The sequence below is a fragment of the Nocardioides sp. genome (assembly GCF_051876515.1).
In the GTDB taxonomy this organism is placed as follows: domain Bacteria; phylum Actinomycetota; class Actinomycetes; order Propionibacteriales; family Nocardioidaceae; genus Nocardioides.
Map to the genome: position 1 here is coordinate 1 of NZ_JBJEHY010000101.1, position 12,639 is coordinate 12,639.

Sequence of the window (12,639 nt, forward strand, 5' to 3'; positions counted from 1 at the left end):
CAGGGTCCACGGAGCGGTCCTCCGCCCCGACGCGAGCCAGGCGCACAGCCCAGCGGCCATCAGCACCACCGCCCAGGACAGGCCGGGTCCGGAGAACGTCATGACGGCGCCCGCGAGCAGGCCCACCGCAGCGGCTCCCCCGACGACGCGGAGGTCGGCCTCCGGGAGTATCTCCGGCCAGCGCCGACCGAACGCCTGGTCGATCGCCGACGGGGCGTGCGCCGCGGTGACGGGCCGCGGAGTCTGGCCGACGGGCGCGGCCGCAGGGGCCACCCCTGCCATTCCCGGAGCCGACGTCACGCGCGGCTCCGGGGTACGGTCGCCGCCCGTCTCTGCCACGGCCGCGGCCTGCGGAGCCCCGGCCACGACCGGGACCTCCAGGCGCAGACGGGCCCCCGCATGGCCGGCGACCGGGTCGAGGAAGGCGAGGGTGCCACCGTGCAGGCGGGCCACCCAGCGCGAGATGGCCAGACCGAGTCCGGTGCCGCCGCCCGTGGCGTCGGTGCCGAACCGTTCGAAGACGCGCTCCCGGTCCTCAGGGGCCACCCCGGGCCCCTCGTCCAGGACCTCCAGCCACCAGCCGTCGGGCGACGTGCCGGCCAGCACACGGACGACGGCGTCGTCCGGGGAGTGCCGTGCGGCGTTGTCGAGGACGTTGGTCAACAACTGGCGCACACGTACCGGGTCCGCGGCGACGCGCATGCCCGGGGGCACCGTCGCGACGACGTCCGTACGACGGCCCGCCGCCCGGACCTGGTCGACGCACTCGGAGACCAGGTCCGCGAGGACGACCTCCGACGGGTCGAGCTCCACCACGCCAGCCTCGAGCCGGGACAGTCCGAGCAGGTCACCCAGCAGGTCGCCGAGCCGTTCGGCGCTGGCCAGGACGGACTCGAGCTGGGCGCGGTCCGCCTCCACCACGCCGTCGACGAGGTTCTCCAGCTGGGCGCTGATGGCGGCGACCGGCGTACGCAGCTCGTGGGACACCGTGGCGATGAGGTCACGCCGTTCCGCGTCCACGCTGGCCAGGTCGCCGGCCATGACGTTGAACGCGGCGGCGAGCCGTCCCACCTCGTCAGTGTTGGGCGTCACCACCCGGGCCGAGTAGTCGCCCCGGGACATCCGCTGGCTCGCCTCGGTCATGTCACGCAGGGGCGCTGTCATCCCGGCCGCCAGCAACTGCGTGACCGCCAGCGACAGCAGTACCGTCACCGGGAGGCTCAGCCAGACGGGCACACCCGCCGCGGCCCCCAGGGTGGCCACCAGCGCGGTGACCACGACGGCGACCACCACCAGGACGCCCAGCTTCACCTTGATGGAACCGATGCGCTGCAGGGCACTCACGGCTGCACCTCCAGGGCGTAGCCGACGCCGTGCACGGTCCGCACGCGACCGGGCCCGAGCTTGGCGCGCAACGCCTTGACGTGGCTGTCGACCGTACGGGTCCCAGCGGCGTCGACCCAGTCCCACACCTCGCTGAGCAGGGCCTCCCGGCTCAGCACCCGTCCCGGGTCGCGGGCCAGGCAGACGAGCAGGTCGAACTCGGTGGGCGTGAGGTGCACCTCTGTGCCGCTCACGCTGACCCGCCGGGCGGCCCGGTCGACCACGACAGCCCCGGCGGTGAGCACGTCGGAGCCGCCGCGAACGGCGGCCTCCTCAGCGCGCTCCACGCGACGCAGCAGGGCGGCGACGCGGGCCACCACCTCGCGGATCCGGAAGGGCTTGGTGAGGTAGTCGTCGGCCCCCACGCCCAGACCGACGATGACGTCGTTCTCGTCGTCGCGGGCGGTGAGCATCAGGACCGGCACGGGTCGCTCGGCCTGCAGGCGTCGGCACACCTCGTACCCGTCGACGCCGGGCAGCATGAGGTCGAGCACGACCAGGTCGACCTGGTGCTCCTCGGCCAGGCGGAGGGCCTCGTGGCCGTCGAAGGCCTGGTGGACCTCGTACCCGACGGAGCGCAGTCTCAGCGCCAACGCGTCGTTGATCGCGCGCTCGTCCTCGACGACGAGCAGGGTGTGGGAACTCATGTCACCGACCCTAGGAGCGGCGCCGGGGTGGAACCGGTCGGGACATGTGGAGGTCCTGTGAAGATCCGGCCGCGGCGCGGTCCATCTCAGTCCTCGCCGCTCGGCCCCGGCCAGTCGACCACCACGCTGGCGCCGCCCAGGGGCGAGTCACCCACCTCGACGGTCGCGCCGTGCGCCCTGGCGAGGCCACCCACGATGTAGAGGCCCAGACCCGTGCCGGCCGACTGGCCCGAGGTCCAGAACTTGGTGAAGACCCGTCGCCGCAGCTCCTCGGGGATCCCCTCTCCCCCGTCCTCGACGCGCAGCCGTACGCCGCTCGCGCCCTCGATCCGGGAGAGGGAGACCCGGACGAGCTCGGCCCCGTGGCGGACGCCGTTCTCGACGAGGTTGGTCAGCACCTGGGTGAACTTGTCGGGGTCGGCCAGCATCGGCGGAAGGTCGTCCTCGACGTCGAGGTGGACCGGCCGGGACGAACCCGCGGTGACGGAGTCCACGACGCGCTGCGCCAGGACCGGCGCCGCGACCTCGCGCGGGTGGAGGTTGAGCCGGTCGGTGTCGATGCGGGCGACGTCGAGCAGCTCGGCGATGAGCCGGGTCAGCCTGTCGGCGTCCGCGTTGACCGTGGTGAGCATCAGCTTGCGCTGGTCGTCGGTGAGCTTGTCCCAGCGGTTGAGCAGCGCCTGGACGAAGCCCTTCACCCCGGTGAGGGGCGAACGCAGCTCGTGGGCCAGCGTGGCCACGAGGTCCGACCGCTCCCTGTCCAGGCGTGCGCGCCCCCGCCCGTGCCGCAGCGCGACCGCCACCCCCGCCAGCGGTGCCAGGGGCTCGTCGCGCACGAGGCGCGCCGTGGTGAGGACCTCCTCGCCGGCAGCGTTGATCCAGGACTGCTCCGGCACTCCGCGCTGGATCCGCAGCGCGCGGTACGGGTCGTTGACCTCGAGCCACGTCCGGCCGTCCTGGTCCTGCAGCGCGAGCACCTCGGCGACCTGCCTCCCCAGGCAGTCGTCGGCGGCCACCCCGAGCAGGACCTCCGCCTGGTGGTTCATCACCACCACGACGCCGTGGGCGTCGGCGGCCAGCACCCCGTCCGGGTACGCGTCGGTCAGGGAACGCAACCGGCTGGGGCCGGGTTCCACTCTGATCCGGGTCGGCGACACGCCTTCACCCTAGGGGGCCGGCGGCGCTGGCGCGGACATTGGTTCACTGGACCCGTGAACTCACTGGTCAGCCGGTGGCCCCTGGACGGGCTCGACACGGTCCGCGACGCCCTGCTCGCCGCGTACGGAGCAGGCGACCGCGGCTACCACGACCTGCTCCACCTGGCCGAGGTGCTCGACCGGTTGGACGAGCTGGCCGCCCACGAGACGTTCGACGTCCGCACGGTCGGCCTCGCCGCGTGGTTCCACGACGGCGTGTACGACGGGGAGCCCGGCGCTGAGGACCGGTCGGCCGTCTGGGCCGAGCGGGCCCTGGAGGACACCGACCTGGGGCCGGAGGTCGCGCGGCTGGTTCGACTCACCGAGCACCACCGCCCCACCCCGGGCGACACGTCAGGCGCGGCGCTGTGCGACGCCGACCTGGCCATCCTGGCCGCACCTCCGGAGCGCTACGCGACCTACGCGGCCGGGGTCCGTCAGGAGTACGCCCGGTACGACGACGCCACCTTCGCCACGGGGCGTACCGCGGTGCTCCGCGAGCTGGTGCGCGGCGAGATCTTCACGACCTCGTACGCGCGGCACACCTGGCAGGCTGCAGCCCGGGACAACGTCGAGCGGGAGATCGCGGCACTGGGCGCGCCGCCGGACGTGCGGGCCTGATCAGCGGCGCCGGCGAAGCCCCGCAGCCGAGAGACGACGCACCACCTCGCGCGTCGAGACCTCGGTCGCGCCGAGGACGACCATCTGGTCGTAGTACTCCTGCGGCACGTCGTAGTGGTCGCGGTGGAAGCCTCGAGGGGGCAGTCCGGCGGAGGCCGCGAACGCGTGCAGCTCCTCGAACGACTGGTCGGAGACGAGGTGGGACCAGACCCGCCCGTAGCGGTGCACCAGGGGCGGGTCGATCAGGATCATGCGTCGGGCAGGGTCCGCTGCGCCCGGGTGCTGGCGTACAGGCAGACCGCTGCCGCGGTGGAGAGGTTGAGACTCTCGGCGCCGCCCACGATCGGGATGCGCACCCGGTGGTCTGCCAGGGAAGCCAGCTCCTCGGGCAGGCCCCACGCCTCGTTGCCGAACAACCAGGCCGTGGGACCGGCCAGCAGGTCGTCGATCTCGAAGAGGTCGAGCTCACCGGCGCCGTCCGCGGCCAGCACGGTCAGCCCACGCGAGCGCGCCAGATCGACCACCGCGGCCGGGTCGTCGTCGACGCTCACGGGGAGGTGGAACAGGCTGCCCACGGTCGCCCGCACCGTCTTGGGGTTGTACGCGTCCACGGAGTGGCCGGCAAGGACGACCGCGTCGGCTCCTGCGGCGTCGGCCGTACGGATCAGCGTGCCCGCGTTGCCCGGGTCGCGCACGTCAGCGGCGATCGCCACGAGACGCGACTCCTCGGTGAGGGACTGACGCGCGCTGACGTCGATGAACCGGCACAGTGCCACCAACCCGGCGGGATTGACGGAGTCGGACAGGCCAGCCATCGCGCGGTCGTCGACCAGGGTGACCTCGGCGCCGGCCAGCATCGTGGCGTACTCGTCCGCGGCGGCGGCCGTCGCGAAGACCTCCACGACGCAGTCAGCCACGCCCAGGGCGCCCTCGACGGACTTGGGCCCGTCGGCAAGGAAAAGCCGCCGCTCGGCGCGGGCCGAGCGGCGGCTGAGCTTCCGTGCCTCCTTGACCCGCGAGTTGCTCGCGGCCAGGGGAACAGTCACAGGTGTGCCTGAGGTCAGGACGCCTTGGGGGCGTTGACGTCCTCGGGCAGAGCAGCCTTGGCGGTCTCCACCAGGACGGCGAACGCCGGGGCGTCGTTGACGGCGAGGTCCGCGAGGATCTTGCGGTCGACCTCGACGCCAGCCAGGTTGAGGCCCTGGATGAAGCGGTTGTAGGTCAGGCCGTTGGCGCGGGCAGCGGCGTTGATGCGCTGGATCCACAGCTTGCGGAAGTTGCCCTTGTTCTTGCGACGGTCCGCGTAGTTGTAGACCAGGGAGTGGGTGACCTGCTCCTTGGCCTTGCGGTACAGGCGCGAGCGCTGGCCGCGGTAGCCGCTGGCGCGCTCGAGGGTGGTACGACGCTTCTTCTGGGCGTTTACTGCGCGCTTGACGCGTGCCATGTCAGAACTCCTTGTTGCTCAGGTCTCAGGGTGGGGCGAAGTGGGATCAGAGACCCAGCATCTTCTTGGCGCGGGGGACGTCGTTCTTGGCAACCTCGACGGTGCCGGTCATACGACGGGTGACCTTGGAGGGCTTCTTCTCGAGGTTGTGGCGCTTGCCAGCCTTCTCGCGAAGGATCTTGCCCGAACCGGTCACGCGGAAGCGCTTGCTGGCACCGGAGTGGGTCTTGTTCTTCGGCATCTCTGTTCTTCCTTCTCTTTGCTCATGAGCTCGCCCCCGGTGGTGTGCCGGGAAACCCGCTCAGATGTCGATGTCGTCGTCGAGGTTCTCGGAGCGACGACGCTCCTTCTTCTGGGCCACGGGGCCGGCGGCGTGCGCTGCCTCCCGCTCGGCCTGCTCCTCGGCGTCGCGCTCAGCGCGCACGGCGGCCTTGGACGCCTTGGCGGCCTCGGCGTCGACCTTGGCGTCGGCCTTCTTCTTGTGGGGGCCGAGCACCATGATCATGTTGCGGCCGTCCTGCTTGGGCGAGGACTCCACGAAGCCCAGCTCCTGCACGTCCTCGGCCAGGCGCTGCAGCAGACGGAAGCCCAGCTCGGGGCGGTGCTGCTCGCGGCCACGGAACATGATCGTGATCTTGACCTTGTCCCCGGCACCGAGGAAGCGGACGACGTGACCCTTCTTGGTCTCGTAGTCGTGCTGGTCGATCTTGGGACGAAGCTTCATCTCCTTGATGATCACGTTCGTCTGGTTGCGACGAGCCTCACGCGCCTTCTGCGCGTTCTCGTACTTGAACTTGCCGTAGTCCATGAGCTTGCAGACAGGCGGCCGTCCCTGCGGCGCGATCTCGACGAGGTCGAGGTCCGCCTCCTGGGCGAGCTTGAGTGCCTGGTCGGTCGGAACGATGCCGACCGTCTCGCCGTTGGGTCCGACGAGTCGGACCTCGGGTACGCGGATCCGCTCGTTGATACGCAGCTCGGTGCTGATGGGTCCTCCAGTGGTTCGGGTGGTGGGTGCCCCGTCCTCGACATGGGCCATGGGCCCAAATGCGAAAAGGCTCCCGCTTGTTCCCAAGCGGAAGCCAGTGCAACCACACGTACCCACACAGGACACGCAGTGTCTGGACCCTGACCCGACGCTCTGTGCCAGGGCGAGCCCTGCGGCGAGCGGTGCGGGTGGGAGACTGGTCGTGCTCGTCTCCGCTTGGTGGCCGGGTGCACGAGGCACTCCCGGCCGGTCAACGAGCCAACCTTAACCGATACGTCGGTGATCGCCGAATCGGGCGCGCCCCCTGGGAGGCCGTCCCCTAGTAACGCGCAGTTATGTGGTCTGGGTGCGATCCATTGCGATCCGCCCGTACGGATAACTGCGCGTTACTGACCAAGACGGTCTCGGGGTGGGCTCAGCGGGTTGGCCGGACTGCGCCCAGGCGCTGGTGTTGCGAGCTGTGGCCCAGGCGCTGGTGGTGCGAGTTGTGGCTGGCGGCCACAGTCAGTGGCCGTGCCCGTCGCAGGACGCGCCGGGGGAGCCCTCCTCGGCAGCAGGCGTGGCGACCCACACCGTCTGCTCCCCCACCCTGGCCAACGTCCAGCCCGAGGCGAAGCCGGTCAGGTCCTCCCCCTGCAGCACGTACGAGGCCGGTCCGGCGATGTTGACCAGCAGCGCAGCCGCGCCGTCCTGGATGGCCGAGGTGGCAGCCGTGCGCGCGGGCACGGGAACGGGCCGCGCCTCGGGGTTCCACGCCTTCATGGTGTCCATGCCGGTGAACGCGAGGAGCGCACGCCGGCCGTCGGCACCCTGGACCAGCACGGCGGCCATGTCGGAGGTCTTCTCCCGCTTGAGGCCGTTCTCGTCGTACTCGACCTCGCCGAGCACGGCGACCACCGGGACGAGCAGCCGGGTCTGCTCCAGGACGGTCAACACCTCGGCGCTGCTGCGGGCACCGGCCCGGTGCGCGGCCAGCACCTCGAGCACGGTGGCGTCCGAGGTGCCGTCGTCGCCGGCGAAGCCTGGGTCAGGGATCACTTTGTCCACCCGCCCATTGTCCACTGTGGAAGGCTGGGCCCGTGACCGAGGCGACCTGGGCGGCCCTGACCGTGACCCTGACCCTGATCGGGTTGGGCTGGACCTGGCTGGCCTTCCGCCGCCGCGGCGCCGCCAACGCGCTTCGGGCGCTCGGGTTCGCACTGCTCCCGGCCGCCGCTTGGCTGACCGGGACCATGCAGATGTTCGTCGAGATCGCGGCGTCCGTCACCGGATGGGCCGGCGACCTCGTCCTCGACCCGCGCTCCTGGACCGGGATCGGCCTGGCCGGCGCCGCCGTGGCGTCGTGGGCCGTCTCCGGCTTCCTGCGGGACCGGCAGCTGGGACGGGCCAGGACCATCGACCGTCCCGCGGGCCACGCCCTCGGCGCTCCGGCTGGTCAGGGCGACTCGACACCGCAGGCACGACGGTCGAGGAACGGCCCGCCGACGGCATCAGGTGGCGCGGCCGCGGACGACGACATGGCTGAGATCGAAGCACTGCTCAAGAAGCGAGGAATCCAGTGAGCCGCTCCCCCGCCTCCGCACCGACCCTGGCCGCCGCCTCGGGCCACTCCGCACCCGCCGAGGAGCGCCGGGCGGACTCGTACGTCGCGCGGAACCGTCTCTGGACGCGGCTGGACGGAGCGTTGGCGTCGTACGACGGTCCGGTTCGGACGCCCTTCGCCGTGGTCGACCTCGACGCGTTCGACGCCAACGCCGCCGACCTGGTGCGTCGTGCGGGCGGGAAGCCGGTCCGGGTCGCGTCCAAGTCGCTGCGGGTGCCTGCCCTGGTGACCCGCGCGCTGGCCACGGACGGGTTCGCCGGCGTGCTCGGGTACACGCTGCGCGAGGCGCTCTGGCTGCACACCGCAGACGTGTGCCACGACGTGGTCGTGGCGTACCCGACCGTGGACGCGGACGCCATCGGCACCCTGACCGCCGATGCCGGCGCGCTCGCCGCGATCACGCTGATGGTCGACGACGTCGCCCACCTTGACGTCGTCGACGCGGCACGGCGCAGCGACGGCGACGTACGCATCTGCCTCGACATCGACGCCGGCCTGCGGATGGGTGCGCAGCACGTCGGCCCCAAGCGCTCGCCGCTGCACGACACCCGCGACGTGCTCTCCCTGGCCCGTGAGGTCATCGCCCGCCCGGGCTTCCGGCTCGTGGGCGTGATGACGTACGAGGGGCAGGTCGCCGGCGTCCCCGACTCCGTCCCTGGCCAGTCGGCGCGGTCCCTGGCCGTGCGCGGGCTCAAGAAGGCCTCGCTGTCGCAGCTGGCCACGCGCCGCGCGGAGATCGCCGACGGTCTGGCCGCCCTGACGACCCTGGAGTTCTGGAACGGTGGCGGGTCCGGGTCCGTCGAGGCCACCTCCGCGGACCGGGCAGTCACCGAGATCGCCGCGGGGTCCGGGCTCCTGGTGCCCGGGCTCTTCGACCACTACCGCTCGTTCGAGCCGCGCCCCGCGGCCTTCTTCGGGCTCCCCGTGACCCGCAGGCCGAGCCGCGACCTGGCCACCGTCCACGGCGGCGGACTGATCGCCTCCGGTCCGGTGGGCGCCGACCGAGCACCCCTCCCGTGGGCGCCGCCCGGACTGCACCTCACCGGCATGGAGGGCGCGGGCGAGGTGCAGACGCCGCTGACGGGACACCCCGCCTCCCTGCTCGCCGTCGGCGACATGGTCTGGTTCCGCCACGCCAAGTCCGGGGAGCTCTTCGAGCACGTCGGCCAGGTCCACCTGCTGACCGGCGACAGGATCGTGGACACGGTGGAGACCAACCGCGGCGCAGGCCTGTGGGGCTGAGCCAGACCGCTGCACAGGTGCTGACCCACGCGGCCGGGCGTCCGGCGACGCTGGGCGAGGGTCGCCTGATCTGCATCGACGGGCCCTCAGGGGCGGGCAAGACCACGCTCGCCGCCGCCGTGCACCTGCTGGCGCCCGACTCGGTACTCCTGCACACCGACGCGATGCTGGAGGGCTGGGACGGACTGCCGGGCCTCTCGGCGCGGCTCGACGCCCTGCTCCGCCCGCTGGCGGCCGGTCACGAGTCGCAGTGGCACCAGTGGGACTGGCACGCGTCCACGTGGACGCAGTGGCACCCCGTTCGGCCCGTCCCCCTGCTGGTCCTCGAGGGCGTCGGCAGCGCCGCCACCCAGGTGGCGGACCTCGTCACCACGACCGTGTGGGTCGAGGCCCCCGAACACCTGCGCCTCACCCGGTGGTGGGAGCGGGAGGGTGAGGAGACCATCCGGTTCCGCGACCAGTGGGTCGCCGACGAGACGGCGCTGCACCGGGCCGAGCGCACCCGGGAGCGGGCCGATCTCCTCGTCGACGGGACCGCCTGAGGATCAGGCGCGACGGTCGGCGATGAGACCGCGCAGCGCCATCACCGCGCGCTCGGTGCGCAGGCCGTCGCTGGCCCGCAAGCCGATGACCTGGCGCTGGCTCTCGTCGTCCAGCGTGAGCCGCGCCCACGGGTAACCGGGCTGGAAGTCGACGTTGCGGACCTCGTCCCAGGCGTAGGTGTACGTCCGCAGACCGTTGACGACGGTGATCCCGTCCTCGCGGGCAGTGATCCGGCAGCGCCCGACCACCCAGGCCGAGCCGAAGATCAGCACGCCCAGCAGCAGCAGCGTCAGCTTCTGCCAGATCGAGAACGCGTCGCGGGTGCTCTGGTCGAAACCCAGCCACGCGAACAGGCAGACGACCAGCAGCATGAGGCCGAAGAAGACGACGGCCAGCCGTACGCCCAGCGGGCGCCAGGTCACGGGAAGGTCCGGGGACTCCACGCCAGCCTCAGAGCCGGCAGGCTGCGATGTCGGTGAGCAGGATCGCGCGCGCGCCGACCTCGTACAGCTCGTCCATGAGCAGCTGGGAGCCGTCGCGGGGCACCATCACGCGGACGGCGACCCAGCCCTCCTTGCCCAGCGGCGAGATGGTCGGCCCCTCCTTGCCCGGTGCGACCTGCGTGGCGGCCTCGAGGTTCGCCTCCGCGATGTCGTAGTCCATCATCACGTAGCTGCGCGCGACCTGGACGCCCTCGATGCGACGGCGGAAGACGTCGTAGCCCTCGGGCTCCTCGTCACCGCGTGTGATCACCACGGCCGCGCTGTCCAGGATGGCCTCACCGAACGTCTCGAGCCCCGCCCGACGCAGTGTGGATCCGGTCTCCACGACGTCGGCGATCACGTCGGCGACGCCGAGCTGGATGCTGGTCTCGACCGCGCCGTCCAGGCGGGTGACCGAGGCCGAGATGCCGTGACGGAACAGGTAGTCCTCCACGACGCCCACGTACGACGTGGCGATCCGCAGACCGTCGAGCTGGGCGAGCTCGCTGTAGCGCCCGGCCGGACCGGCGAAGTGGAACGTGGACCGTCCGAAGCCCAGGTCCATCACCTCGTTGGCCTTGGCGCCCGAGTCGAGGAGCAGGTCACGGCCGGTGATGCCGATGTCGAGCGTGCCCTCGCCCACGTACAGGGCGATGTCACGCGGCCGGAGGTAGAAGAACTCCACCCCGTTGGCGCCGTCGACGAGGGTGAGCTCCTTGGAGTCGGTCCGCTGCCGGTAGCCGGCCTCGCGCAGGAGGTCGGAGGCTGCCGCGGACAGGGCGCCCTTGTTGGGCACCGCGATGCGCAGGAGGGAAGTCATGGGTCCTCAGAGGTGGGAGTAGACGTCGTCGAGGGTCAGGCCGGAGGCGATCATCAGCACCTGCGCGTGGTACAGCAGCTGGCTGATCTCGAGGGCGGTCGCGTCCTTGCCCTCGTGCTCGGCCGCCATCCACGACTCGGCCGCCTCCTCCAGGAGCTTCTTGCCGATCGCATGGACCCCGGCATCCAGTTCCTTGACGGTGCCGGATCCCTCGGGTCGGGTGCGCGCCTTCTCGTTGAGCTCGGCCCACAACTCCTCGAACGTCTTCACGGAACCCAAGCCTAGGCGGTACGGGCCGAGGTCACCGCAGCGAGGCCACCGTACGGGCGGTCAGCAGGGCTGCCGAGGTGGCCTCCCACCCCTTGTCCTCCGACGATCCCTCGAGTCCGGCACGGTCCAGCGCCTGTGCCTCGTCGTCGCAGGTCAGGACCCCGAAGCCCACCGGGACACCGTGGTCCAGGGCGACCCGGGTGAGCCCGTCGGTGGCGGCGCCGCAGACGTACTCGAAGTGAGGTGTGCCACCCCGGATCACCACGCCGAGCGCGACCACGGCGTCGTACCCGGCCCCGGCGAGGGCCGCCGCGACGACGGGCAGCTCGAAGGTGCCCGGCACCCGCACGACCCGGGAGTCGCTCACGCCGTGCGCGACGAGCGCACGCTCCGCCCCGGCGAGCAGGCCGTCCATCACCTGGTCGTGCCAGCTGGCCGCGACCACGGCGACCCTCAGGTCGCTGCAGTCCACCGGTGCCTGCTGGGGTGCTCCTGCTCCGCTCATCGGGGGTCCTCCGTCGTGCTCGTGGGGTCGTTGTCGGGCTCGTCGAGATGGGGCAGGTCGTGTCCCATCCGGTCGCGCTTGGTGCGCAGGTAGGCCAGGTTGTGCTCGGTCGCGCTCACGGCCAGCGGCACCCGCTCGGCGACCTCCACACCGAACTCCCGCAGGGCGGAGGTCTTGTCCGGGTTGTTCGTCAGGAGCCGCACCGAGCTCACCCCGAGGTCGCGCAGGACCTGGGTGGCGGTTCCGTAGTGGCGCGCGTCGGCGGGCAGCCCCAGGTCGAGGTTGGCGTCGACGGTGTCGCGGCCGGCGTCCTGGAGCGCGTACGCCTGGAGCTTGGCCACCAGACCGATCCCGCGGCCCTCGTGGCCACGCAGGTAGACGACCACGCCACGGCCCTCGGCCTCGATGAGCCGCATCGACTCGGCCAGCTGCGGACCGCAGTCGCACCGGTGCGACCCGAAGACGTCCCCGGTGAGGCACTCGCTGTGCACCCGGGTCAGCACCGGCTCGGGGCCGCTCACGTCGCCCTTGACCAGCGCCACGTGCTCGGAGTCGTCGATGGTGATGCGGTAGCCGTACGCGGTGAACTGGCCGTGCTCGGTCGGCAGCGAGGTGACCGCCACCCGCTCCACGTGACGCTCGTGCCGGCGGCGGAAGCTGACCAGCTCGTCGATCGAGATCATCGGCAGGCCGTGCTCGTCGGCGAACTCCCGGAGCTCGGGGCCGCGCTTCATCGTGCCGTCGTCGTTGACGATCTCGACCAGCACCCCGACCGGCGGCAGGCCGGCCAGCTTGGCCAGGTCGACCGCGGCCTCCGTGTGGCCGCGGCGCACCAGGACGCCGCCCTCGCGGTACCGCAGCGGGAAGACGTGCCCGGGCCGGGTGAAGTCGTCCGGAG

At 71.8% G+C, this 12,639-nt stretch carries 18 protein-coding genes; 4 read left to right on the top strand and 14 right to left on the bottom strand.

Annotated elements, in window-relative coordinates:
• The 3 genes from ACI379_RS07475 to ACI379_RS07485 form a co-directional block, all read right to left on the bottom strand.
• On the bottom strand, positions 1-1,344 hold a 1,344-nt coding region (locus ACI379_RS07475), incomplete at its 3' end, for a HAMP domain-containing sensor histidine kinase (protein ID WP_439791457.1).
• Entirely contained in the window at positions 1,341-2,030 is a 690-nt protein-coding gene (locus ACI379_RS07480; protein ID WP_439791458.1) for a response regulator transcription factor, read from the bottom strand. The genes ACI379_RS07475 and ACI379_RS07480, both read right to left, overlap by 4 nt.
• A gap of 86 nt (positions 2,031-2,116) precedes the next feature.
• Complete coding sequence (locus ACI379_RS07485; RefSeq protein ID WP_439791459.1) at positions 2,117-3,187, bottom strand: sensor histidine kinase; 1,071 nt, start codon at positions 3,185-3,187, stop codon at positions 2,117-2,119.
• A 54-nt stretch (positions 3,188-3,241) separates the two neighbouring features.
• Between ACI379_RS07485 and ACI379_RS07490 the strand changes: the two genes are divergently transcribed.
• On the top strand, positions 3,242-3,847 hold the full coding sequence (locus ACI379_RS07490) for an HD domain-containing protein (RefSeq protein ID WP_439791460.1): 606 nt from the start codon (positions 3,242-3,244) through the stop codon (positions 3,845-3,847).
• Here ACI379_RS07490 and ACI379_RS07495 read toward each other — a convergent pair whose 3' ends face one another.
• From ACI379_RS07495 to ACI379_RS07520, 6 genes are all read right to left on the bottom strand, one after another.
• Complete coding sequence (locus ACI379_RS07495) at positions 3,848-4,099, bottom strand: DUF4031 domain-containing protein (protein WP_439791461.1); 252 nt, start codon at positions 4,097-4,099, stop codon at positions 3,848-3,850.
• The gene (locus ACI379_RS07500) at positions 4,096-4,893 is read right to left on the bottom strand and encodes a TrmH family RNA methyltransferase (RefSeq protein ID WP_439791462.1); all 798 of its coding nucleotides are present in this window, start codon (positions 4,891-4,893) and stop codon (positions 4,096-4,098) included. The genes ACI379_RS07495 and ACI379_RS07500 overlap by 4 nt, the downstream gene beginning before the upstream one ends.
• A gap of 14 nt (positions 4,894-4,907) precedes the next feature.
• Entirely contained in the window at positions 4,908-5,291 is a 384-nt protein-coding gene (rplT, locus tag ACI379_RS07505) for a 50S ribosomal protein L20 (RefSeq protein WP_439791463.1), read from the bottom strand.
• Between the two features lie 46 nt (positions 5,292-5,337).
• Positions 5,338-5,532 carry a 50S ribosomal protein L35 gene (rpmI, locus tag ACI379_RS07510; protein WP_439791464.1) on the bottom strand — a complete coding sequence of 65 codons (195 nt, stop codon included), beginning with the start codon at positions 5,530-5,532 and terminating at the stop codon, positions 5,338-5,340.
• A gap of 60 nt (positions 5,533-5,592) precedes the next feature.
• Positions 5,593-6,327 carry a translation initiation factor IF-3 gene (gene infC / locus ACI379_RS07515; RefSeq protein WP_439791465.1) on the bottom strand — a complete coding sequence of 245 codons (735 nt, stop codon included), beginning with the start codon at positions 6,325-6,327 and terminating at the stop codon, positions 5,593-5,595.
• A 453-nt stretch (positions 6,328-6,780) separates the two neighbouring features.
• Positions 6,781-7,323 (bottom strand): SseB family protein, encoded by a 543-nt coding sequence (locus tag ACI379_RS07520; protein WP_439791466.1) that lies wholly within the window; start codon positions 7,321-7,323, stop codon positions 6,781-6,783.
• 32 nt (positions 7,324-7,355) lie between these two features.
• Here ACI379_RS07520 and ACI379_RS07525 point away from each other — a divergent pair, with 32 nt between their 5' ends.
• From ACI379_RS07525 to ACI379_RS07535, 3 genes are read left to right on the top strand one after another with little or no spacing between them, the layout of a single operon-like run.
• Positions 7,356-7,838: a hypothetical protein gene (locus tag ACI379_RS07525; protein WP_439791467.1), complete on the top strand. Its 483-nt coding sequence runs from the start codon at positions 7,356-7,358 to the stop codon at positions 7,836-7,838.
• Complete coding sequence (locus ACI379_RS07530; RefSeq protein ID WP_439791468.1) at positions 7,835-9,121, top strand: amino acid deaminase/aldolase; 1,287 nt, start codon at positions 7,835-7,837, stop codon at positions 9,119-9,121. The genes ACI379_RS07525 and ACI379_RS07530 overlap by 4 nt, the downstream gene beginning before the upstream one ends.
• Positions 9,112-9,663 (top strand): uridine kinase family protein, encoded by a 552-nt coding sequence (locus ACI379_RS07535; RefSeq protein ID WP_439791469.1) that lies wholly within the window; start codon positions 9,112-9,114, stop codon positions 9,661-9,663. The genes ACI379_RS07530 and ACI379_RS07535 overlap by 10 nt, the downstream gene beginning before the upstream one ends.
• 3 nt (positions 9,664-9,666) lie before the next feature.
• Here the strand turns inward: ACI379_RS07535 and ACI379_RS07540 are convergent, their stop codons facing one another.
• The 5 genes from ACI379_RS07540 to ribA all read right to left on the bottom strand — a co-directional run.
• Positions 9,667-10,107 carry a PH domain-containing protein gene (locus tag ACI379_RS07540; protein ID WP_439791470.1) on the bottom strand — a complete coding sequence of 147 codons (441 nt, stop codon included), beginning with the start codon at positions 10,105-10,107 and terminating at the stop codon, positions 9,667-9,669.
• 7 nt (positions 10,108-10,114) lie between these two features.
• Positions 10,115-10,966 carry an ATP phosphoribosyltransferase gene (gene hisG, locus ACI379_RS07545; protein WP_439791471.1) on the bottom strand — a complete coding sequence of 284 codons (852 nt, stop codon included), beginning with the start codon at positions 10,964-10,966 and terminating at the stop codon, positions 10,115-10,117.
• Positions 10,967-10,972: 6 nt separating this feature from the next.
• A complete protein-coding gene (locus ACI379_RS07550) occupies positions 10,973-11,236 on the bottom strand; it encodes a phosphoribosyl-ATP diphosphatase (RefSeq protein WP_439791472.1) in 264 nt (87 codons plus the stop codon).
• A gap of 31 nt (positions 11,237-11,267) precedes the next feature.
• Complete coding sequence (ribH, locus tag ACI379_RS07555) at positions 11,268-11,741, bottom strand: 6,7-dimethyl-8-ribityllumazine synthase (RefSeq protein WP_439791473.1); 474 nt, start codon at positions 11,739-11,741, stop codon at positions 11,268-11,270.
• The coding region (gene ribA / locus ACI379_RS07560; RefSeq protein ID WP_439791474.1) for a GTP cyclohydrolase II at positions 11,738-12,639 on the bottom strand (902 nt) is incomplete at its 5' end. The genes ribA and ribH, both read right to left, overlap by 4 nt.

Excerpts from the sequence above, each read along its gene's own strand:
- ACI379_RS07480 (WP_439791458.1), bottom strand. The coding sequence starts at position 2,030 with ATGAGTTCCCACACCCTGCTCGTCGTCGAGGACGAGCGCGCGATCAAC.
- ACI379_RS07495 (WP_439791461.1), bottom strand. The coding sequence starts at position 4,099 with ATGATCCTGATCGACCCGCCCCTGGTGCACCGCTACGGGCGGGTCTGG.
- rplT (WP_439791463.1), bottom strand. The coding sequence starts at position 5,291 with ATGGCACGCGTCAAGCGCGCAGTAAACGCCCAGAAGAAGCGTCGTACC.
- rpmI (WP_439791464.1), bottom strand. The coding sequence starts at position 5,532 with ATGCCGAAGAACAAGACCCACTCCGGTGCCAGCAAGCGCTTCCGCGTG.
- infC (WP_439791465.1), bottom strand. The coding sequence starts at position 6,327 with ATGGCCCATGTCGAGGACGGGGCACCCACCACCCGAACCACTGGAGGA.
- hisG (WP_439791471.1), bottom strand. The coding sequence starts at position 10,966 with ATGACTTCCCTCCTGCGCATCGCGGTGCCCAACAAGGGCGCCCTGTCC.
- ribH (WP_439791473.1), bottom strand. The coding sequence starts at position 11,741 with ATGAGCGGAGCAGGAGCACCCCAGCAGGCACCGGTGGACTGCAGCGAC.